General features: G+C 69.1%; 22 protein-coding genes. 16 read left to right on the top strand and 6 right to left on the bottom strand.

From position 1 onward, the window contains the following. Nucleotides 1-63: 63 nt before the first annotated feature. Nucleotides 64-540, top strand: a complete 477-nt coding sequence (locus tag MCHLDSM_RS24675; protein ID WP_048472409.1) for a MarR family winged helix-turn-helix transcriptional regulator — start codon at nucleotides 64-66, stop codon at nucleotides 538-540. 29 nt (nucleotides 541-569) lie between these two features. Here MCHLDSM_RS24675 and MCHLDSM_RS24670 read toward each other — a convergent pair whose 3' ends face one another. The 3 genes from MCHLDSM_RS24670 to MCHLDSM_RS24660 all read right to left on the bottom strand — a co-directional run bounded on the left by MCHLDSM_RS24670 (nucleotide 570) and on the right by MCHLDSM_RS24660 (nucleotide 3383). Beyond that, a complete protein-coding gene (locus tag MCHLDSM_RS24670) occupies nucleotides 570-1211 on the bottom strand; it encodes a class I SAM-dependent methyltransferase (RefSeq protein WP_048472408.1) in 642 nt (213 codons plus the stop codon). Nucleotides 1212-1291: 80 nt separating this feature from the next. Beyond that, complete coding sequence (locus MCHLDSM_RS24665) at nucleotides 1292-2341, bottom strand: alpha/beta fold hydrolase (RefSeq protein WP_053083075.1); 1050 nt, start codon at nucleotides 2339-2341, stop codon at nucleotides 1292-1294. Further along, nucleotides 2301-3383 (bottom strand): LacI family DNA-binding transcriptional regulator, encoded by a 1083-nt coding sequence (locus MCHLDSM_RS24660; RefSeq protein WP_109788930.1) that lies wholly within the window; start codon nucleotides 3381-3383, stop codon nucleotides 2301-2303. The genes MCHLDSM_RS24665 and MCHLDSM_RS24660 overlap by 41 nt, the downstream gene beginning before the upstream one ends. A 152-nt stretch (nucleotides 3384-3535) precedes the next feature. On the opposite strand from MCHLDSM_RS24660, the gene MCHLDSM_RS24655 reads away from it, so the two are divergent. The 9 genes from MCHLDSM_RS24655 (at nucleotide 3536) to MCHLDSM_RS24615 (ending at nucleotide 13219) form a co-directional block, all read left to right on the top strand. Further along, nucleotides 3536-4549 (top strand): asparaginase, encoded by a 1014-nt coding sequence (locus MCHLDSM_RS24655; protein ID WP_048472407.1) that lies wholly within the window; start codon nucleotides 3536-3538, stop codon nucleotides 4547-4549. A 3-nt stretch (nucleotides 4550-4552) separates the two neighbouring features. Then, nucleotides 4553-5431, top strand: coding sequence for a polysaccharide deacetylase family protein (locus tag MCHLDSM_RS24650; protein ID WP_048472406.1), 879 nt, complete (start codon nucleotides 4553-4555; stop codon nucleotides 5429-5431). Nucleotides 5432-5458: 27 nt separating this feature from the next. Then, nucleotides 5459-6829 carry an MFS transporter gene (locus MCHLDSM_RS24645; protein ID WP_048472405.1) on the top strand — a complete coding sequence of 457 codons (1371 nt, stop codon included), beginning with the start codon at nucleotides 5459-5461 and terminating at the stop codon, nucleotides 6827-6829. After that, nucleotides 6829-7593, top strand: a complete 765-nt coding sequence (locus tag MCHLDSM_RS24640; RefSeq protein WP_048472404.1) for an SDR family NAD(P)-dependent oxidoreductase — start codon at nucleotides 6829-6831, stop codon at nucleotides 7591-7593. Before MCHLDSM_RS24645 ends, MCHLDSM_RS24640 begins: the two co-directional genes overlap by 1 nt. A 25-nt stretch (nucleotides 7594-7618) precedes the next feature. Next, nucleotides 7619-8356, top strand: coding sequence for an SDR family NAD(P)-dependent oxidoreductase (locus tag MCHLDSM_RS24635; protein ID WP_048472951.1), 738 nt, complete (start codon nucleotides 7619-7621; stop codon nucleotides 8354-8356). Further along, a complete protein-coding gene (locus MCHLDSM_RS24630) occupies nucleotides 8356-8643 on the top strand; it encodes a hypothetical protein (protein ID WP_063840654.1) in 288 nt (95 codons plus the stop codon). Before MCHLDSM_RS24635 ends, MCHLDSM_RS24630 begins: the two co-directional genes overlap by 1 nt. Beyond that, on the top strand, nucleotides 8640-9728 hold the full coding sequence (locus tag MCHLDSM_RS24625; RefSeq protein ID WP_048472403.1) for a tartrate dehydrogenase: 1089 nt from the start codon (nucleotides 8640-8642) through the stop codon (nucleotides 9726-9728). Before MCHLDSM_RS24630 ends, MCHLDSM_RS24625 begins: the two co-directional genes overlap by 4 nt. Nucleotides 9729-9899: 171 nt before the next feature. Next, complete coding sequence (locus MCHLDSM_RS24620; protein WP_048472402.1) at nucleotides 9900-10346, top strand: MmpS family transport accessory protein; 447 nt, start codon at nucleotides 9900-9902, stop codon at nucleotides 10344-10346. Further along, entirely contained in the window at nucleotides 10343-13219 is a 2877-nt protein-coding gene (locus MCHLDSM_RS24615; RefSeq protein ID WP_048472401.1) for an MMPL/RND family transporter, read from the top strand. The genes MCHLDSM_RS24620 and MCHLDSM_RS24615 overlap by 4 nt, the downstream gene beginning before the upstream one ends. 112 nt (nucleotides 13220-13331) lie before the next feature. On the opposite strand, the gene MCHLDSM_RS24610 is transcribed toward MCHLDSM_RS24615, so the two are convergent. Then, nucleotides 13332-13808 (bottom strand): hypothetical protein, encoded by a 477-nt coding sequence (locus MCHLDSM_RS24610; RefSeq protein WP_048472400.1) that lies wholly within the window; start codon nucleotides 13806-13808, stop codon nucleotides 13332-13334. A gap of 125 nt (nucleotides 13809-13933) precedes the next feature. Between MCHLDSM_RS24610 and MCHLDSM_RS24605 the strand changes: the two genes are divergently transcribed. The 3 genes from MCHLDSM_RS24605 (at nucleotide 13934) to MCHLDSM_RS24595 (ending at nucleotide 17590) form a co-directional block, all read left to right on the top strand. Continuing rightward, the gene (locus MCHLDSM_RS24605) at nucleotides 13934-15565 is read left to right on the top strand and encodes a DHA2 family efflux MFS transporter permease subunit (protein WP_407661909.1); all 1632 of its coding nucleotides are present in this window, start codon (nucleotides 13934-13936) and stop codon (nucleotides 15563-15565) included. A 151-nt stretch (nucleotides 15566-15716) separates the two neighbouring features. Continuing rightward, the gene (locus MCHLDSM_RS24600) at nucleotides 15717-16817 is read left to right on the top strand and encodes a baeRF3 domain-containing protein (RefSeq protein WP_048472399.1); all 1101 of its coding nucleotides are present in this window, start codon (nucleotides 15717-15719) and stop codon (nucleotides 16815-16817) included. A gap of 47 nt (nucleotides 16818-16864) precedes the next feature. Further along, nucleotides 16865-17590 (top strand): DedA family protein, encoded by a 726-nt coding sequence (locus MCHLDSM_RS24595; RefSeq protein ID WP_082169059.1) that lies wholly within the window; start codon nucleotides 16865-16867, stop codon nucleotides 17588-17590. Here the strand turns inward: MCHLDSM_RS24595 and MCHLDSM_RS24590 are convergent. Further along, nucleotides 17489-18520 (bottom strand): fused (3R)-hydroxyacyl-ACP dehydratase subunits HadA/HadB, encoded by a 1032-nt coding sequence (locus MCHLDSM_RS24590; RefSeq protein ID WP_048472398.1) that lies wholly within the window; start codon nucleotides 18518-18520, stop codon nucleotides 17489-17491. The two genes, MCHLDSM_RS24595 and MCHLDSM_RS24590, sit on opposite strands and share 102 nt — an antisense overlap. Before the next feature lie 19 nt (nucleotides 18521-18539). On the opposite strand from MCHLDSM_RS24590, the gene MCHLDSM_RS24585 reads away from it, so the two are divergent. Next, nucleotides 18540-19055 carry a MarR family winged helix-turn-helix transcriptional regulator gene (locus MCHLDSM_RS24585; protein ID WP_048472947.1) on the top strand — a complete coding sequence of 172 codons (516 nt, stop codon included), beginning with the start codon at nucleotides 18540-18542 and terminating at the stop codon, nucleotides 19053-19055. On the opposite strand, the gene MCHLDSM_RS24580 is transcribed toward MCHLDSM_RS24585, so the two are convergent. Then, nucleotides 19056-19799 (bottom strand): SDR family oxidoreductase, encoded by a 744-nt coding sequence (locus MCHLDSM_RS24580; RefSeq protein ID WP_048472397.1) that lies wholly within the window; start codon nucleotides 19797-19799, stop codon nucleotides 19056-19058. Between the two features lie 79 nt (nucleotides 19800-19878). Here MCHLDSM_RS24580 and MCHLDSM_RS24575 point away from each other — a divergent pair, with 79 nt between their 5' ends. Together MCHLDSM_RS24575 and MCHLDSM_RS24570 are read left to right on the top strand one after the other, a co-directional pair. Continuing rightward, a complete protein-coding gene (locus MCHLDSM_RS24575; protein ID WP_048472396.1) occupies nucleotides 19879-20085 on the top strand; it encodes a zinc-ribbon domain-containing protein in 207 nt (68 codons plus the stop codon). Between the two features lie 38 nt (nucleotides 20086-20123). Then, nucleotides 20124-21113 (top strand): glycoside hydrolase family 6 protein, encoded by a 990-nt coding sequence (locus MCHLDSM_RS24570; protein WP_109788928.1) that lies wholly within the window; start codon nucleotides 20124-20126, stop codon nucleotides 21111-21113. Nucleotides 21114-21130 lie beyond the last annotated feature (17 nt).

The following is a 21130-nucleotide window of genomic DNA, read 5'->3' as shown; positions in this document are numbered from 1 at the left end:
CCGGCACGCACTCGGCGATGACCAGCAGTGTTTGCGCAGTGATCACTGACGAGCGGGGGCGCGATGTCCGAGCGCAACACGTCCGGCGTGACGAACGACCAGGTGGAATCCGTGATGCGTGCATCTCGCGCGCTCGTCGGCATCACCGCAGCCTCGATCATGACCGTCGACGACGTGGTGACCGTGCCCCAGCTCCGCGTGCTGATGATGATCGCCACCCGGGGTGCGATGAACGTCGCCGCGGTGGCGTCAGCCCTGCAGGTCAATCCGTCGAACGCCAGCAGGCTCGTCGATCGGCTGCTCAAGATCGGTCTGGTCGACCGGCGTGAGGACCCCACCGACCGGCGCAACATCGCGCTCACCTTGACCACCGACGGACAGGCGCTGATCGACGGCGTCATCCGCCACCGGCGCAACGCAATTCGGCGCGCGCTGCGCCAGATGGCGCCCGAGCAGCGTGACCAGTTGGCGGCGGTCCTCGAGGATTTCGCCACCGCCGCCGGTGAGCCGGCGCATGACTACCGGCACGTGCTCGCCTGACGCGGTAGCTCCTTTTTCCGGGTCGATCGTCACCGCACCGGCAGGTGAGATGACACCCTGGCTCGCCCGACCACCAGCGGGCGCACGATCGCGGGCATCCCGCGCCAGGCCGCGTCGCCGGTCTCGGCCGTGAAGCCACAGGCACTCATGGTCTCCAAAGTCGATCTGTTGCAGACACATCCGCCCGCGAACGCCCGCCACGGCCGCCGCATCGCATCCTGGCATACGGCGAGCCACCGCGACTGTGCACGCACGTGCTCGATGAACAGCACCTGCCCGTCCGGGCGCAGCACCCGGGCGATCTCGCGCAGGGCGCGTTCGGGGTCGGCCACGGTGCACAGCACCAGCGTCGCGACGACGGTGTCCACGGACGCATCGGGCAGGGGCAGGCGTTCGGCGGGAGCGTCGATGATGCGGGCGGCGCGGCCATGCCGATCGAGCCGCCTGGCCAGCCGCCGCCGCATCCCGGGCTCGGGCTCGGTGAGGAGCAGCTCGTCGACGCCGTCGGGATAGTGAGGGAGGTTCAGGCCTGTGCCGGCGCCGATCTCGAGGACGCGCCCGCGGGCGGCGGTGAGTACGGCGCGCCGCCGACGCCGCATTCCGACGGCCTCGCCCCACCACAGGAACGGGTCGTAAAGCAGAGCCATCACGCGCAGCCAGGCCTTGTTCATGTCCTGAACGTAGGGGCGGGAGCAGGGTCGGCGCATCGCCCGAGTCGGCCATCGCGGCACGGTGGCCGGTTCGGGTGACGTCAGAGCAAGCCCAGCTCAGCCGCGACGGCGACCGCGGCGGTTCGGGACGGGCTGCCGAGCTTGCGGCGGATGTTGGCGACGTGGCGGTGCACGGTGTGCGGGCTGACGACGAGGTGCTTGGCGATCTCGTGGTCGCTGAGTCCGCGCGCCACGCAGCGCAGCACCTCCCGCTCGCGCGACGAGAGCGGTCCGGGGGCGGGCGACTGCTCGTCCGGTGGCGCCCCCGCCGCCAGTCCGGTGCGGCAGGCGCGAACGACGGAATCCACGTCACCGTGCCAGGGAAAGTGCGACGTGCCCTGCAGCGGAACGAATGTCGCACCAGGGATGGCGGCCGCGACCTCGCGTCCGAGTCGGTAGGGGACGGCCCGGTCGTCGCGGCGGTGTACCACGGTGGTGGGTGCGCGCACGCCGGCAAGGCAGTCGCGCACGTCGAGTCGGTAGACAAGCCTCAGCAGCGCTGCGGCCGTCTGCGCCGTGGCCGACTCGCGTTGCAGGCGCCCGAAACGGTCGTGCTCGGCAGCGTCGGCGCCGCTGAGGAAGATGTCACCGAGCACCCGCGATCCGAGGCCCCAGTGCGCGTCGATCGCCGCCACGATCGCGTCGGCCACCTCCGGCGGAGTCAGCTCATCGCCGCGGGCGTAGCTGCCGTAGAGCACCAGCCGGTCCACCCGCTCGGGATACGTGGCGGCGAACGCCACTGCGGTGCAGCTTCCCGACGAGCCGCCCATCAGCGACACCCGGTCCAGCCCGAGCTCATCGCAGAGTGCGCGCAGCGCCGCCACCTCGTGCTCGAGCGTCAGGTCGGATTCGCGCACCTCCCGGTCCGACATGCCGGCGCCGAGGCGGTCGTAGCGGATCAGCGTCCGGTCGGTAGCGACGCCGTCCCAGAACCGGCGCACGCCGGGGTGTTGCCAGTCGAGCTCGAGGTGACTCACCCACCAGGCCGGTGCGATCAGCGGCGGCTCAGCGCTGTCCGCCGGCCCGCGCACCTCGTACGCCAGCCGGCGGTCACCGAGGGACAGGAACCGAATCCCGGGCGGGCCCAGCACCCATCGAGCCTACGACGTTCGAGCCCGACGCCATACTGCTGCCGCGCACGATCAATTCCGGTTCGAGGACCACCGACTCGGGCTGCCTTCCGGCCAGCACCTCCATCAGCAATCCCACCGCGCACCGCCCCATTTCGTGCATCGGGGAGCGGATGGTGGTCAACGGGACCGCGCCGCCCTCGGCCAAGGGCGTGTCGTTGTATCCCACGAGGGCGACGTCGTCGGGCACGTGGATGCCGCGGTCCCGCAGGACGCCGAAGGCGCCGATGGCCGCGAAGTCGTTGGTCGCGAAGATCGCATCGGGCACCGAACCGCCGGCCAGGATCTGCGCGATGGCGGCCCGGCCGCCGGCCGGATCGAAGCCGGAGTACACGATGCGCTCGGGCGGGACGTCGATCCCGTTGGCCCGCAACGCTTCCACGCAGCCGGTCGATCGGAGGCGGGCCGTCGAGGTGAACTCCAGACCCGCCAGGATCGCCACATCGCGCCGGCCGGTCTCGGCGAGGTGCTGACCGACGAGCCATCCGCCCTTGTGGTCGTCGACCGTCGCCGACGGATAGTTCCCCGCGCTGCGCGACACCAGCGCGAACTTGATGCCCTGCTCGTGCACCTCGTCGAGGAACTCGTGGTCGAGGTGGGCGTCGCCGTAGATCAGACCGTCGACGCGGCGGTCGATCATCATGCGGGTGCGTGCGCGCTGGTTCTCGGTGACGTCGCGCGAGTTCGTGACGAACGTCGACAGCCCAGCCTCGGAGGCGGCTTCCTCGATTCCCTCGTAGATGGTCGCCAGCACGTAGTCCTGCAGCCGCGGCACCAGAACGCCGATCAGGCCGGAGCGGCGGGTGCGCAGACTCGACGCCTGCGGGTTGGGGGAGTAGCCGTGCTGCTCGGCGAACGCGCGGATCCGCGCGACCGTGTCGGCGGACCCCCAGCGCAGCGCTTCGCTGCCGGGAGTGGCCAGGACGCGGGACACCGTGGACGGGCTCACACCGAGCTCATCGGCGATCTTCCGTAGGGTCATCGGGCCCTGTTGTGCCGCCACAGCCAGCCACCTCCGTGATGTGGCACTCACCCTAACAACACGTCCGATTGTTACGTGTCGATTTACACAAACGTTTGGCGGAAGTTACACAAACGATTGCGGACAACGTTTGTGTCATGGTTCACTCGGAACATGTCGAGTCAGGACGCGGAATGACGCGGATCGCGGTGATCGCCACCGGAGGCACCATCGCCTCGACCGCCACCGAGGGCGGCGTGGTCGCCACGCGCACCGCTGCCGCGGTCCTGGAGGGGGCGGTCTTCGGCGACATCGAGGTCGAGACCCATGACCTGATGACGGTCGGTTCCTACCGCATGACGCTGGGTCATCTCCGGTTGATCAGCGACGAGGTGGACGGGTTGCTGCGTCGTTCCCACGACCCCGTCGACGGCATCGTGATCACGCACGGCACCGACACGATGGAGGAGACCGCGATCCTGCTCGATCTGGTGCACGACGACGAGCGACCGGTCGTCCTCACCGGTGCGCAGCGGGCGGGCGATGCCCGCGACGGCGACGGCCCGCGCAACCTCGCCGACGCGGTGCTCACCGCCGCCTCGCCGCAGTGCCGCGGTCTCGGTGTCCTGATCGTCTTCGCCGGGCGGGTACTGCCCGCGCGGGCCACCCGCAAGGTGCACACCACTGCGCTCGATGCGTTCCGGTCGACCGCCTGCGGCGCAGTCGGGACGGTGGCCGACGGCACCGTGACCGTCGATGCGGTCCCTCGGCGTCCCCGTCCGATTCCCCGCCCGACCGCCGCGTTCGACGACACGCGGGTCGACCTGCTCGAGATGTATCCCGGCGCCGACGATGTGCTGATCGCCGCGGCCGTTTCGGCCGGCGCCCGGGGCATCGTGCTGGCCGGCACCGGCATCGGCAACGCCAATCCGGTTGTGGTGACAGCGGTCCGCGGACTCGTCGGCACGGACGTGGCCGTCGTGCTGTCGACCCGGGTGCCCGAGGGGCCGGTGCAGGGCGTCTACGGCGACGGCGGCGGGGCCGACTTGGTGGCCGCGGGCGTGCCCACAGCTTCAGGATTACCGGCCACTCAGCTGCGGATCCTGTTGGCGCTGTGGCTCTCTGAGAACAAGGCGGAGCCCGATCGGGTCCGATCGATGATCGCGGCCCATGCAGACATTGCCGAAGAAGACAACAAGGAGGAATGACCGATGGCAAAAGAAATCTTCGTGGCGTTCGGCATCGACGTCGACGCGGTCGGCGGATGGCTCGGCTCCTACGGCGGTGAGAACTCACCCGGCGACATCTCCCGCGGTGTCTTCGCCGGCGAGGTCGGCGTGCCCCGCCTCAACGCGCTGCTGCAGCGGTACGACCTCCCCGCCACCTGGTTCTGGCCCGGCCACTCCATCGAGACGTTCCCCGAGCAGTTCGACGCCGTGGTCGCCTCCGGCCACGAGATCGGGGTGCACGGCTACAGCCACGAGAATCCGATCGCGATGACGCGCGAACAGGAATCCGAGATCCTGGACTACTGCCTGGATCTCATCACCACCCGCACCGGGAACCGGCCCACCGGTTACGTCGCGCCGTGGTGGGAGTTCAGCAGGGTCACCAACGAGCTGCTCGTCGAACGCGGCATCACCTACGACCACTCGCTGATGCACCGCGACTTCGAGCCGTACTACGTGCGCGTCGGCGACTCGTGGACACCGATCGACTACGACAAGCCGGCGGCCGAGTGGATGAAGCCACTGGTGCGCGGCGAGGAGACCGACCTGGTCGAGATCCCGGCCAGCTGGTACCTCGACGACCTGCCCCCGATGATGTTCATCAAGGGCAGCCCGAACAGCCACGGGTTCGTCAATCCTCGCCATATCGAGGAGATGTGGCGCGACCAATTCGACTGGGTCTACCGCGAATCGGAGTACGCGGTGTTCACCTTCACCATCCACCCCGACGTCTCAGGACGGCCCCAGGTGTTGCTCATGCTCGAGCGTCTGATCGAGCACATCAACTCCCACGACGGAGTCACCTGGGCCAATTTCAACACCATCGCCGAGGACTTCAAGAAGCGGCGTCCGCGCAACTGATCCACCCACACGAAGGGTTTCAGTCTCATGTCAACACCTCACACCCCGAAGGTCCCCGGATTGCGGCGGGTCACCGGGAAAGAGACGCGCCGGGCGTCGGGCATCGCCTTCATCGCCTGGACCATCGCGGTGTACGACTTCATCCTGTTCGGCACTCTGCTGCCGCGCATCTCGGAGTCGTTCGGCTGGTCGACGAGCCGTGCGCTGCTGGTCTCCACCCTGGTCAGCGTCGGCACCGCGATCGTCGTCCTGGCCGTGGGCCCCATGGTCGACAAGTTGGGGCGGCGCAAGGGGATGATCATCTCCGTAGGCGGCACCGCCGCGTCCTCTGCGGCCACGGCCGCGACCGTGGGTGCGGCGTCACTCATCGGCGTCCGATCGATCAGCGGGCTGGGTCTGGCCGAGCAATCGGTCAACGCCACCTACCTCAACGAGCTCTACGAGGTGACCGAGGACGAGGCGATCAAGAAGCGCCGCGGGTTCGTCTACTCGATGGTGCAGACCGGCTGGCCGATGGGTGCGCTTCTGGCCGCGGGCTTCGTCGCCGTGATCACCGCGATCTTCGGGGCCGACGCCTGGCGGATCGCCTTCCTGCTGGCCACGATTCCCGCCGTTCTCGTCGCCCTGCTGTGCCGCACGCTCAAGGAGAGCCCACAGTTCGAGGCGCAGCACCGCATCCGCGCGCTGCGCCGCGAAGGGAAGAACGACGAAGCGGTCGCCCTGGCCGCCGCCACTGCGACCGTCGAGCAGACCGCGGCACCGATGAAGCGGATCTTCACCGGTAAGCACCTGCGCAACACCGTCGTGCTGTCGCTGGCGTGGCTGCTGAACTGGTTCGGCATCCAGACGTTCTCGGTGCTCGGCACGACGGTGCTCGAGACGGGCAAGGGCATCGACGCCTCCAGCACGCTGATCCTGGTGGTGCTGTCCAACATCGTCGGCGTGGCGGGTTACCTCGCGCACGGTTGGGCCGGCGACCGGTTCGGCCGCCGCAACACCATCGCCGTCGGATGGCTGGCGGCCGGAGTGTTCTTCGCTGCGATGCTGCTCGGGCCGTCGAACCCCGGCTACGTCCTCGTCACCTACATGATGGGGCTGTTCTTCCTGCTCGGGCCCTACGCCGCGATCATGTTCTTCCAGGCCGAGTGCTTCGATACCGACTGCCGGGCAACGGGAAGCGCGTTCATCGGCGCGATGTCGCAGCCGGGTGCCATCATCTCCGGCTTCATCCTCACCGCGCTCACCGCGGCCAGCATCGGGTACTCCACCGCGGCGCTGTGGGTGGGAGCGCTGGGCACGGTCATCTCCGGCGTCGTGGTGCTCGGCGCCCGCAAGGTCGCCCCACCCAGCGCCTCGGAGGCGATGCAGCGCGCCCAGACCATCACGGAGGTGCAGTGATGACCGATCAGCCGGTCGCCATGATCACCGGCGCCGCGTCAGGAATCGGTGCTGCGACAGCAGTATGCCTGGCGGAAAAAGGGATTCGGGTCGGCATCGGCACGTTCCCAGGCGATCCGCACGACCCCGAGACGACGCTGAAGGACGTGCGTGACGGCGGCGGGGAAGGGATGATCGTCGAGGTCGACGTCCGGTCCACCGCCTCCGTCGACGCCTTCGCCGAGGCGCTGGTCTCGACGTGGCGCCGGCTCGATGTCGCCGTCGCGAACGCCGGCATCCTGCGCGAGGCCGCCTTCGACACCCTCTCCGACGAGCAGTGGCACGACCTTCTCGACGTCGACCTGCACGGGGTGATGCGCACGGCACGGGCGGGCCTGCGGCACATGGGCGATGGCGGATCGGTCACGGCCATCTCGTCCATCGCGGGTGGGGTGTACGGCTGGCAGGCGCACGCGCACTACGCCACCGCAAAGGCCGGAGTGCTCGGTCTGGTGCGCAGCCTCGCCGTCGAATACGGGCCACGCGGGATCCGCGCGAACGCGATCATCCCGGGGCTCATCCGAACGCCGCAGTCCACCGACGCGGTCAACTCGCTCGGCCCCGAAGGGCTCGAACGTGCCGGCGGCTACATCCCATGGGGCCGCGTCGGCGACCCGCGCGAGGTCGCCGAGGTCATCGCCTTCCTGTCCAGCCCGCAGGCGTCCTACGTCAGCGGTCAGGCGATCGTCGTCGACGGCGCCCTGACCGTGGCAATGCGCGACTGACACAACATGATTGGTGGATGAGGTGATGAGTTCGGTGCTCGAAGGTAGAAGCGCACTGGTCACGGGCGGGGCGTCGGGTATCGGCCGGGCGATCGCCGCGGCCTACGTCGACGCGGGCGCGGAGGTGGTCATCGCCGACCGCGACCCGCGGGTGGCAGAGGTCGCCAAAGAGATCGGCGCGCGCCGCGGCGAGATCCTCGACGCGACCTCGGAACAGGCCGTCGACGCTCTCGTCGACAGCATCGTCGGCGACCAGGGCCGGTTGGATATCCTGGTCTGCTCCCACGGCATCCTGACGCAATCACCGGCGGCCGAGATGTCCACCGCGATGTGGCGGGAGACCCTCGATGTCGACCTGACCGCGGTGTTCCTGCTGAACCGGGCCGCGTTGCGGCCCATGCTCGATCAGGGTGGCGGGCGGATCATCAACGTCGCCTCGCAACTGGCCATCAAAGGCGGTGTCTCACTGGCGCATTACGCCGCGGCCAAAGCCGGCGTCATCGCGATGACGAAGTCGATCGCGTTGGAGAACGCCGGAAACGGCGTGCTGGTCAACGCGATCGCGCCCGGGCCGATCGACACGCCCATGGTCGAGGGCATCGACGACCAGTGGAAGTGCGACAAACGCGCCGAACTGCCGCTGGGTCGGTTCGGCACGCCCGCCGAGATCGCACCGACCGCCGTCCTGCTCGCCTCCGATCCCGGCGGCAATCTGTACGTCGGGCAGGTGCTCGGCCCCAACTCGGGCGACGTGATGCCCTGATGTGCGGGGGATGCGCGGGGGCGCCGCCGGATTGGGCTGCCGAGTGGGTCAGCGGTCCGCGCCGGCGCATGGCGGTCGCCCGGCGCATGACCGCGCTGATGAAGCGCGATCGCGTCGCCGCCCTTCCGTCGGGCTGGACGGTCACCTCGGCCACCGGCGCCACGGTGGTGTGCCGGACCTACGACGACCTCGTCGCGGCGGTGAGCCGGCGATCCGGGATCGACCCGGGAACCGTGAGTGAGGCAGGCTTGGGCGGCATCCTCGCCGCGAACGGAGCCCCCGCATGACCGACACCCACCGCATCGCCGTGATCCCCGGCGACGGTATCGGAACCGAAGTCGTGCCCGAGGGGCTCAAGGTGCTCGACGCGGCCGCGGCCGCCTTCGACCTCACGCTCGCCTACGAACACTTCGACTACGCCAGCGCCGACTACTACACCCGGACCGGCGCGATGCTGCCCGCCGACTGGTTCGACGAGCTCCGAGGGTTCGACGCCCTCTTCTTCGGCGCCGTCGGCTGGCCCGACGTAGTTCCCGACCACGTGTCGCTGTGGGGCAGCCTGCTGCAGTTCCGCCGGCACTTCGATCAGTACGTCAACATGCGGCCGGTGAAGCTGATGCCCGGCGTGCCCAGCCCGCTGGCGGGACGGGTGCCCGGCGACGTCGACTTCATCGTGGTGCGCGAGAACACCGAGGGTGAGTACTCCAGCATCGGCGGCAGGATGTTCGAAGGCACCGACCGCGAGACCGTCATCCAGGAGACGGTGATGACCCGCGTCGGCGTGGACCGCATCCTGCGCTACGCCTTCGACATCGCTCAACGGCGCCCGAAGCGGCGTCTGACGTCGGCGACGAAGAGCAACGGCATCTCGATCACCATGCCGTACTGGGACGAACGTGTTCTGCAGATGGGCGCCAACTATCCCGACGTCGAGGTGGACAAGTACCACATCGACATCCTCACGGCGAACTTCGTCTTGCACCCCGACTGGTTCGACGTGGTGGTCGCCAGCAATCTGTTCGGCGACATCCTGTCCGACCTCGGCCCCGCGTGCGCCGGCACCATCGCGATCGCGCCCAGCGCGAACATCAACCCCGAGAAGCGATACCCGAGCCTGTTCGAGCCCGTGCACGGTTCCGCCCCGGACATCGCGGGACGGGGCATCGCCAACCCCATCGGCCAGATCTGGTGTGCCTCGATGATGCTCGACCACCTCGGCGAGCCGGCGGCCGCGAACGCGATCGTGGCGGCCATCGAGGACACTCTCGCGCGCGGCGGCGATGTACTGACCCCCGACATGGGCGGACAGGCGACGACGGGCACGCTGGGCGATGCGATCGCCGAACGGGTCCGGGCGGCCGCCGGGGGCTGACCGGAACACCCAGGCTCCCAGCACTTTCCCAGCAGACACTCAGGGACGCCGGCCGATGTTGTGGAGTCCGGTGCCGTGTCGTACCGTCAACGAAGTTGATTAGTCACCCTATAGATCGCCGGACCGACGTGGACGCGTCCGTGGGCGTCGCCGCTCCTGAAAGGGTCACGCATGCAGCGGGTCTCGATTGCCCGGCGGCTCGGCCGACGCTGGACGATCGTCGTCGCCGTCGTGGTCATCGCGGTCGCCGGGTTCGCCGTGTACCGCCTGCGCGGCATCTTCGCCTCGGAGGACGTCACGGCGACCGCCAGCGGATCCGACAGCCAGATCGTCCCGTTCAACCCCAAGCACGTCGTCCTCGACGTCTTCGGTTCGCCCGGCACCACCGCGACCATCACCTACCTCGACGTCCACGCCCAGCCGCAGAAGGCCGTCGACGTCCCGCTGCCCTGGTCCTATGACGCCATCACCACCGACCCCGCCGTGTTCGTCAACGTCGCCGCCCAGGCGAACGGCGACTCCATCGGCTGCCGCATCACGATCGACGACGCGGTCAAAGACGAGAAGCAGGTGAACACCCTGAACGCCTACACCTTCTGCCTGGACAAGTCCGGATGAACAAGGTCCCGGCCCTCATCCGCCGCTTCTCGGTCCTGATCGCGCTGTTCTGGCTGGCCACCGCCGTCGTCACCAACGTCTTCGTCCCGCAGCTCGAGACCGTCGCCGAGTCGCACAACGTGTCGCTGAGCCCGAAAGACGCGCCGTCCCTGCAGGCCAGCAAGCGCATCGGCAAGGACTTCCAGGAGTACGACTCCGACAGTTCCGCCATGATCGTGCTCGAGGGCGATCAACCGCTCGGCGCCGATGCGCACCGCTACTACGACGGCCTGGTCCAGAAACTCCAGCAGGACACCAAGCACGTCCAGCACATCCAGAACTTCTGGGGGGATCCGCTGACCGCGGCCGGCTCGCAGAGTTCGGACGGCAAAGCCGCGCTGGTGCAGGTGTTCCTGGCCGGCAACCAGGGTGAGTCGCTGGCCAACGAGTCCGTCGACTCGGTGCGCCGAATCGTCAACGACACCCCGGCCCCGCCAGGGGTGAAGGCCTACGTCACCGGACCGGCCCCGCTGATCACCGATCAGTTCGAGGTGGGCCGGCAGGGCACCCTGAAGACCACGCTGATCACCATCGGCGTGATCGCAGTGATGCTGCTGTTCTACTTCCGTCGCCTCACCACCGTGTTCTTCGTGATCTTCACGGTGATGATCGAGCTGACCGCGTCACGCGGTGTGGTCGCCGTGCTGGCCAACGCCGGCATCATCGATCTGTCGACGTACTCGACGAACCTGCTGACCCTTCTGGTGATCGCGGCGGGCACCGACTACGCGATCTTCATCCTCGGCAGATTCCACGAAGCGCGCTACGCCGGCCAGGACCGCGTCGAGGCCTTCACGACGATGTACCACGGCACGTCGCACATCATCCTCGGCTCGGGTCTGACGATCGCCGGTGCGGTGCTGTGTCTGACGTTCACACGGCTGCCGTATTTCCAGAGCCTCGGGGTGCCCGCGGGTATCGGCGTCCTCGTCGCGGTGATCGCCGCGCTCACCCTGGCCCCGGCGCTGCTCTCCATCGGCCGCCACTTCGGTCTGTTCGAACCCGCCCGGCCGATGAACACCCGGAACTGGCGGCGCATCGGCACCGCGATCGTCCGTTGGCCCGGCCCGATCCTCGTCGCCACCATCGCGATCGCCCTGATCGGTCTGCTGGCGCTGCCCAACTACAAGACCAACTTCGACAACCGCACCTACATGCCGGCCGACGCCCCGGCCAACGTCGGCTACGCCGCCGCGGAACGGCACTTCTCCCAGGCGCGGCTGGAACCCGAACTGTTGATGGTCGAGGCCGACCACGACCTGCGCAACCCGACCGACATGATCCTGCTCGAACGGGTGGCCAAGGCGGTGTTCCACACCGACGGCATCGCGCAGGTGCAGTCGATCACCCGTCCGCTCGGCACGCCGCTGGACCACACGTCGATCCCGTTCCAGCTCAGCGCCAGCAGCGCCGCGCAGATCAACGCGCTGCCGTTCCAGCAGGCCCGCACCGCCGACCTGCTCAAGCAGGTCGGCGTGATCAACGATTCCATCAACACCCTGCGCCAGCAGTACGCGCTGCAGCAGCAGTCGGCGGCGGTCACCGACGAACAGACCCAGGCGTTCGCGCAGACGGTGGCCACCGCCCAGGACCTGCGGGACAAGATCGCCAACTTCGACGACTTCTTCCGGCCCATCCGCAACTACTTCTACTTCGAGCCGCACTGTTACGACATCCCGATCTGCTGGGCGCTGCGCTCGCTGTTCGACGCGCTCGACGGCATCAACGACCTGACCGACCAGCTCGCCAACGTGGCCGGCAGCATCGCCAAACTCGATGCGCTGCAACCGAAGCTGCTGGCGCTCATCCCGCCGCAGATCGCGAACCAGCAGACCAACCGCGACCTGACGATGACGAACTACGCGACGCAGTCCGGCATCAACGACCAGAACTCGCGCGCACTGGAGAATTCGACGGCACTGGGCGCGGCGTATGACGCGTCGAAGACCGACGACTCCTTTTATCTCCCGCCGGAGGCGTTCACCAACCCCGAGTTCCAGCGCGGGCTCAAGCTGTTCCTGTCCCCGGACGGCAAGGCCGCGCGCATGATCATCACCCACGAGGGCGATCCCGCGACCACCGAGGGCATCTCGCACATCGACTCGATCCGGCACGCCGCCGGCGAGGCCGTCAAGGGCACCCCGCTGGCCGGCTCCCGGATCTTCATCGCCGGAACTGCGGCCACCTACAAGGACATTCAGGACGGGGCGAAGTACGACCTGATGATCGCCGGCATCGCGGCGATGTGCCTGATCCTGCTCGTCATGGTGTTCATCACGCGCAGCATCGTCGCGGCGTTCGTCATCGTCGGCACCGTCGCGCTGTCGCTGGGCGCCTCGTTCGGGTTGTCGGTGCTGATCTGGCAGGACCTGCTCGGTATCCAGCTGTACTGGATCGTGTTGGCGCTGGCCATCATTCTGCTGTTGGCGGTGGGCTCGGACTACAACCTGCTGCTCATCGCGCGGTTCAAAGAGGAGATCGGCGCCGGGCTGAACACCGGCATCATCCGTGCGATGGCAGGCTCCGGCGCAGTGGTGACCGCCGCGGGTCTGGTGTTCGCCGCCACCATGGCGTCGTTCGTTTTCGCCGATCTGCGCATCCTCGGCCAGATCGGCACCACGATCGCGCTCGGGCTGCTGTTCGACACGCTGATCGTCCGCTCGTTCATGACCCCGGCCGTCGCCGCTCTGCTGGGCCGCTGGTTCTGGTGGCCGCTGCGGGTGCGCCCGCGCCCTGCCAGCCAGATGCTGCAGCCCTACGGCTCACGCGCGGCGGTGCGTCAGCTGCTGCTGTGGGAGGACGACGACCCGGCGGTCAAGCCCGCGGGGAAGTAGCCCGGTCGGGCGCGCGGCTGCCGGGGCCTCACGGGTCCCGCGGAAGCGCATTCCGGGTTGTGCTCGGGGCACCGATCGCAGCCAGGAACGCTATTCCGCGGAAGAGGGGGGCTCAGACGCGGGCGGGGATGCGCTGCTCGACCGGTTCGGTGTCGAGCACCTCGATGTCACGCAGCTTGCCCCTCAGGTGCGCGACCTTGCGCAGCTGGACTGCCATGTTCATCGACGTCAGCATCGGGATGCCGCCGATGAACGTGCGGAACGAGGGATGCCCGCCGTCCAGGTGCAGCACGAACAGGCAGCCGACCACGTAGAAGAAGCCGAGCGTGAACAACGCCGCCGGGATCGCGTACGCGAGCGGGGAGCGGGCGTCGGCCACCAGTTCGGCGGCGTAGTCGGCCTCGTCGCGGGTCAGCGGCTCACGCTTGCGCACCTTGGCGAGCACGGCTTTGTGGGCGCCCACCCGGTCGCCCAGCGGATGCGACGTCCGCCGCTCCAACCGGGTGATGTACACGAACACACAGGTGGCGAAGACGATTTCTGCCACCGCGGCCAGCGCCGCGAGGTCACCCCACACTCCGAGATCCACGCGAAGACTCCTTACGCTCCGTCCAAAAGGTTACCCGGCCTAACTGTTCTCGACGCATGCTCACAGCAACCACACAGGAAGGGCTGCAAGCATTCCCGGGCGTTTGGTGCGGGGTGGGCCCGGGAATTGTTAGCGGGTCTCTGTTTCGAACTCGAGGAGGCGTCGTGGTCCACCGCGTCGACAATCCGGTCCCGCGCGACGTCCGGCGGGCCCCCGCCCCGCAGCACGACACTGCCCCCGCAACGGAGTCCGACCGCCTCGACGCCCGCCTGCTCCGCATCGCCGGTGTCTGCGTGCTGGCGGCCATCATGACGATCCTGGACACCACCGTCGTCAACGTCGCCCAACGCACCTTCATCGCCGACTTCGGCTCGACCCAGGCGGTGGTGGCGTGGACCGCCACGGGATACACCCTCGCGCTCGCCGCGGTGATCCCGCTGACCGGATGGGCGGCCGACCGGTTCGGCACCAAGCGGCTGTTCCTCGGATCGGTCGTACTGTTCACCGCCGGCTCCCTGCTCTGTGCCACAGCGGGCGACATCACCCAGCTGATCCTCTACCGCGTGATCCAGGGACTCGGCGGAGGCATGTTGATGCCGCTGGTCTTCACGATCCTGACCCGCGAAGCCGGCCCCCGCAGGCTCGGACGGCTGATGTCGGTTCTCGGCATCCCGATGCTGCTCGGACCGGTCGCCGGACCCGTGCTGGGCGGCTGGCTCATCGACGACTACGGCTGGCGGTGGATCTTCCTGATCAACGTGCCGATCGGGGTTCTCGCGCTGGTGCTCGCCGCGCTGATCTTCGCCAGGGACGAGCCGTCGGACGCGGAGCCGTTCGACGTGGTCGGCATGCTGCTGCTGTCCCCGGGGCTGGCGAGCCTGCTCTACGGCGTGTCCTCCCTGCCCGAGCACAACAGCGTCACCGACCTCCACGTCTGGCTGCCGACGTGCGGCGGCGCCCTGCTGGTCGCCGCGTTCGTCGTCCACGCCCTGTACAAGACGGCCCACCCGTTGATCGATCTGCGCCTGTTCGAGAACCGCCTGATGGCCGTCGCCAACGCCGCGATGCTGGTGTTCGCAGCCGCGTTCTTCGGTGCGATCCTGTTGCTGCCCAGCTACTTCCAGCAGGTCTTCCATCTGACCCCGTTCCAGTCCGGGCTACACGTCATTCCGCAGGGGCTCGGGGCGATGATCACGATGCCGTTGGCCGGCCGCCTGGTGGACCGGCAGGGCCCGGGCAAGATCGTGCTGACCGGCATCACCCTGATGGTGGCGGGAATGGGTGTGTTCGCCTACGGCGCTTGGCATCAGGACGCCTACGTCCCGGTACTCCTGACCGGTCTGGTGGTGTTCGGACTCGGCATGGGCGCCACCATGATGCCGTTGTCCAGCGCCGCCGTGCAGACGCTGCGGCCCGAGCAGATCGCCCGAGGATCCACGCTGATCAACGTCAACCAGCGGGTCGCCGGTTCGATCGGTACCGCGGTCATGTCGGTGATCCTGACCAACCAGGTGAACCGCAGCGACGCAGTGGCCACGGCGAATCAGGTTGCCGCACTGCAGGAACAGGCCCGGGCGACGGGCAGGCCGCTCAACCCGGCGGCGCTCCCGCCGGACGCGGTGGCACCCGGCTTCGCCGAACAGGTGATGCACGACCTGGCCCACGCCTACACGATGGTGTTCGTGGTCGCCGCGCTGATGATCGCTGCCGCCTACCTGCCCGCGGCGCTGCTGCCCCGCACGCGCATCGACGCTTGACACCCCGGAAGAACGTCGGCACTCTGGCGGACGAGGGGAGTACCTCACCAAGCCCGGCGTCGTCAACACGTTCCGGCCCACCGGATCCGGCGCCAGGCACCCGCGACTGCGGGTCGAGCGAGACCTCATCTTTCGACGAGATGAGGAGTGCATGTCCACTGCCATCACACCCCGCGCTGCACAGACTGTCCTGACCGCGCAGCAGGTCACCGAACTGCAGGCGATGCGGGCCTATCCGAGCATCTCGATCCTGGCGACCACGCGCCCGGGGTCGACCATGCACGGCGAGGACGTCAGCACGCTCCGGAGTCTGGCGGCCAGCGCGGCGCGCCGATTGGCGGCGGAGGACCCCCGCCACCTCGACGCCGACCCGGAGAGCCTGGTGACCGCCGTCCACGCGATGATCGCCGAGGCGGCGGGCCGGCCGACCGACCGCGGCGTCGCGCTGTTCGTCAGCGCCACCGACCGGCGACGTGTGAATCTGCCTGTGCCCGTGGTGAACCGGTGTGTCATCGACCCCACCTTCGCCACTCGCGACCTGGTGCGCGCCCTCCAGCACACCCCGCACCACGCCGTCCTGCTGCTGTCGACCAACGAAGCGCGCCTTGTTCACGACCGCGGCGGCGTCCTCACCCCGGCGGCCTCCGGCGGGTTCCCGGCCCGCCGGCGCACCCTCGGCGCGCGACGCAGCCGCGCCGACGAGCGTCCCACCGACTTCCTGCGAAGGGTCGATCGGGCGCTCGGCGTGGCCCTGCGCCTGGACCCCATGCCGCTGGTGCTCGTCGCCGCCGAACCGACCGCCTCGCGATTCCATCACCTGTCCCGCAACACCGGGCGCCTGGCCGGCGTCGTCAAGGGCAGCCACCTGCACACCGGCGCCGACGAGCTGACCACGCTCACCCGCCCCGTCCTCCAGGACTACCTGCGCTCCCGCGCGCAGGAGGCACTCGATCTCGTCGAGCAGCGCGCCGGAGGCGGGCGGGTGCTGACCGACATCAACAGCGCCTGGCTCGCCGCGCGGTGGGAGCGCCCCGAGTTGCTGGCCGTCGAGGAGGACTTCTTCTACCCGGCGCGGCTGGGGCAGGACGGGGACAGCCTGATCCCCACCGACGAGGTGGACCGACCCGACGTCATCGACGACGCCGTCGACGAACTCATCGAGATCGTGCTCGGCCGCGGCGGCTGGATCGCCCTGCTCCCACCCGGTGAACTGCCTGACGGCGCCCGCTTGGCGCTGACCCTGCATCGCTGACGTCGGTACCCTCGCCGGGGACACCCCCCCCGACGAAAGGCTGCGTCTTGGCGACCCACTCCGCGATCGAGCTCGACGGCGTCGCCGGCTGGACGGTCGAGCTGATGGAGCGCTGGGGCGGCCTCGGCGCGGGCCTCGCGATCGCCGCCGAGAACCTGTTCCCGCCGGTGCCGAGCGAGGTGATCCTGCCGATGGCCGGCTTCGCCGCACGGCTCGGCGACCTGTCGCTGGCCGAGGCGATCATCGGCGCGACGGTGGGCTCGCTGGTCGGCGCCTGGGTGCTCTACGGGCTCGGCGCGTGGCTCGGGCACGACCGGATGCGCGGCCTCGCGCTGCGTGTCCCGCTGGTGGCGGCCGAGGACATCGACAAGACCACCGCGTGGTTCGCCCGCCACGGAACGAAAGCGGTCTTCTTCGGCAGGATGGTGCCGCTGTTCCGCAGCTTCATCTCGGTGCCGGCGGGCACCGAGCGGATGAACCCCGCGGTCTTCACCGTGCTGACGCTGCTGGGGAGCCTGGTGTGGAACACCGCGCTCATCTCCGCGGGCTACGCGCTGGGCGCCAACTGGCACGCCATCGATCCGTACACGGCGACCCTGCAGTACGTCGTGCTGGCGGGCGTCGTGATCTGGGCTCTGCGCTTCGTGATCACGCGGCGCCGTCGGCGGCGCTCAGCGGAAGCGGACCTCGAGCGTCGCGAGGCCGAAGATCTTCTTGCCGGCGGACTTCGCGCCGACGATGACGACCCCGGACCGCGTCGCCGGGTCCAGTGACTTCACCTTGCCGCTGAACTCGACGTCGGCGCCCTCCTTGGCCGGCACTATCGCCGGTGAGGAGAGCCGCACGGCGTAGCGGGTGGCAGCCCCCGGATCGCCGGACCACGACGAGAAGAAGCCGGCGCCCAGGCCCATCGTCAGCATGCCGTGGGCGATCACGTCGGGCAGCCCGGCGAGCTTGGCGATGTCCTCGTCCCAGTGGATCGGGTTCGCGTCGCCGGCCACGCCGGCGTAGTTCACCAGGTCACCGCGGGAGAGCCGGGTGTGGTGCACGGGCAGCGCCTCGCCGACCGCCAGCTCGTCGAACGAGCGGCTCCCCGGCGTGCGGGTCTGGCCGCCCTCGGACACCCGGATCGCCCCCTCGGGCCGAATCGTCTTGTGGTACTGGGCATCCGAACCGCCGATGTCGAGGATGTTCATGTCGTGCATCATCGCGTTCTGCACCGCGGTCTTGACGTCGGCGCCGATGTCCTCGGCGGTCACACCGACCACGGTGGTGTGCAGCGTGTGCACCCGCTCCCCGTCAGCGTCGGTGAACGTGTTGGTGACCGTGATGAGGTCGCGGCCGGCGATCCTGCGCACCGACGTCAGCTCCACGTCGATCCTCAACTCGTCACCGGCCACGATCGGGCGGTGCTGCTCGAAGACCTCCTCGGTCTGCATGTAGGTGTCGTAGCCCACCACCACCTCCTCGAACATGCGCCGGTTGCACTGCATGCCCGGGGCGGAGGTGAAGGTCAGCGGCGCGATCAGGTCGGGGTAGCCCAGCTCGGCGGCGGCCGCCACATCCCAGTGCGCGGGGTGGTAGTCCTGAACGGCGCGGGCGTACTCGCGCAGCTTCTCGCGGCCCACCAGGTACGTGCCGTCCATCTGGTAGTAGTGGCCGACGCGGGCTTCGAGCGGAGACGTTTCTGCCGGTGCGGTCATGGACTGCACACTAATCGGCATGGCAGGACGGCCGGACAAGGCGGCGCGGGACGGACTCACCGCGTCCCAGCAGCGCGCGTGGGTCAGTTACATGCGCGTCTATCACCGGCTCGAATACGAGATGAACCGGCACCTGCAGCGAGACTGCGGTCTGTCGCTCGGCGACTACACCGTGCTCAACGCGCTCGACAACGCGCCGGAGCGGACTGCGCAGCTGTCGAGCCTCGCGACGGTGATCGGCTGGGAGCGCAGCCGGCTGTCCCATCATCTGCAGCGGATGGCCCGCCGCGGCCTGGTCGAGCGGCTGCAGTCGGCCGAGGACGGCCGCGCCACCGACGTCACCCTGACCGCGGAGGGCGCGCAGCGGTTCCATGCGGCTGTCCCCGTGCATGCGGCGTGGGTGCGCCGCACGGTCTTCTCCGACACCGACCGCGGCCAGGAAGCGGCACTCGCCGACATCCTGACCGCGGTCTACGACTCGGTCCTGCGGCGCGGCACGCTGCCGCCGCCGGACTTCGGCCCGCCGGCCGAGTGATCACACCTGTTCTGCGCCACCGTCGACGAACAGCTCCGCACCGGTCATGAAGCTGCTCTGTTCCGACGCCAGGAACAGCACCGCCGCCGCGATCTCCTCGGGTCGGCCGACCCGGCCCAACGGCACCTTCGCCGCCTCCCCGTCCAGCAGATCCTGCTCGTTGCCGGGGGCGAGCCCGACGAGTCCCGGCGTCTCGACCGGTCCCGGCACCACGGTGTTGACCCGGATGCCGCTGCTCGCCAGTTCGGCCGCCCATGTCCGGCCGAAGGAGCGGATGGCCGCCTTGGTCGCGGCGTACACGCTGAAGGACGGTGTGCCGTTGTAGGCCGCCGTCGATCCCGCGAGGATCACCGATGCGCCCGTGTTGAGCAGCGGAAGCACCTTCTGCACCGTGAACAGCGTGCCGCCGACGTTGGTGGTGAACGTGGAGGTGAAGTGCTCCACGGTGATGTCGGGCAGCGCCGCGAACTCGCCCCCGCCCGCGTTGGCGAACACGACGTCGAGGCCGTTGCCGCGCGCCCGGATCGCGTCGACGACCGCGTCGAGTTCCTCAGCTTTGGACACGTCGCTCCGGACGCCCGTGGCCGCCTCGCCGATCGAGGCCACCGCGGCGTCGAGCGCCTCCTGCCGGCGACCCGTGATGACGACGTGCGCGCCTTCGGCGGCCAGTCGCTGCGCGGTCGCCAGGCCGATGCCGGACGTTCCGCCGGTGACCAATGCTGTCTTGCCGTCCAGCTGTCCCATGATGTCTTCCTTTCCCTGCCGTTGACTCTCGCTGCAACCTGCGTGACATGTCACCTATTCCCGCCTCTACGGTGGTGACGTGTTGTTCTTCCTGTTCGGCATCGGCACGAAGCAGAAATACCTCGGCGCGGGAGACGTGCGGACCTGCCCGCGCTGCCACAACACCACGCAGTGGACGCAGATGCGGCAGTTCCGCCAGTTCACCGTCTTCTTCATCCCGGTCCTGCGCTGGAAGCGCAGGCAGTTCGAGGTCTGCGGGATCTGCGGCACCGCCGTCGCGGGCTGAGTCCAGCTCGGATTGGCGCCAGGTCGGCGGCCCGCACTATGTTTCTCGGGGTGATCTCCCGCGCTGCGCGCGTCATCGCGCGCTGGACCGTTCCGCTCATGGCCCTCCTCGCGGTCGCCGGCCTGGTGTCGACACCGCAGCCGGCGATCCGGCTGGCCGCCGACGGCAACCCGCTGGCCGGCCTGCCGTTCTACGTGAACCCCGACTCCAAGGGCATCAGGGCGTCTCGCGGCGCCGGCAATCCGACGCTCGACCGGGTGGTCAACACCCCGACCGCGTACTGGATGGATCAGCTGTCGACGCCTTCGGTGGACGCGAAGTACATCGCCGCGGCGCAGGCCGCCGGCACCATGCCGATTCTCGCGCTCTACGGCATCCCGCACCGCGACTGCGGCAGCTTCGCCGCGGGCGGCTTCGGCTCCGCCGGCGCCTACCGCAGCTGGATCGACGGCGTCGCGGGCGCCATCGGCTCCGGACCGGCGACCGTCATCCTCGAACCCGACGCGCTCGCCATGGCCGATTGCCTGTCGGGTGATCAGCGCCAGGAACGCTTCGACCTGATGTCGTACGCGGTGGACACGCTCACCCGCAACCCGGCCACCGCGGTGTACGTCGACGCCGGCCACTCGCGCTGGGTCAGCGCCGAGGAGATGGCCAACCGGCTCAACCAGGTCGGCGTCGCCAAGGCGCGCGGCTTCAGCCTCAACACCGCGAACTTCTTCACCACCGACGAGGAGATCGGCTACGGCAACGCGATCTCCGGTATGACCGGTGGCAAGCCGTTCGTCATCGACACCTCCCGCAACGGCGCCGGACCCGTCGAGGGCGACCCGCTGTACTGGTGCAATCCCGACGGCCGCGCCCTCGGTGTCGCCCCCACCGCGAACACGGGCAACCCGCAGGTCGACGCCTTCCTGTGGATCAAGCGGCCCGGTGAATCCGACGGCTCCTGCGGTCGCGGGGAACCCGGAGCAGGCACCTTCGTCAACCAGTACGCGATCGACCTGGCCCGCAACGCGGGCTGGTGATCCGGCCGGGCACGGGC

Source organism: Mycolicibacterium chlorophenolicum, from assembly GCF_001044235.1.
GTDB classification, from domain to species: domain Bacteria; phylum Actinomycetota; class Actinomycetes; order Mycobacteriales; family Mycobacteriaceae; genus Mycobacterium; species Mycobacterium chlorophenolicum.
This window is presented reverse-complemented; position numbering and strand designations above follow the sequence as displayed.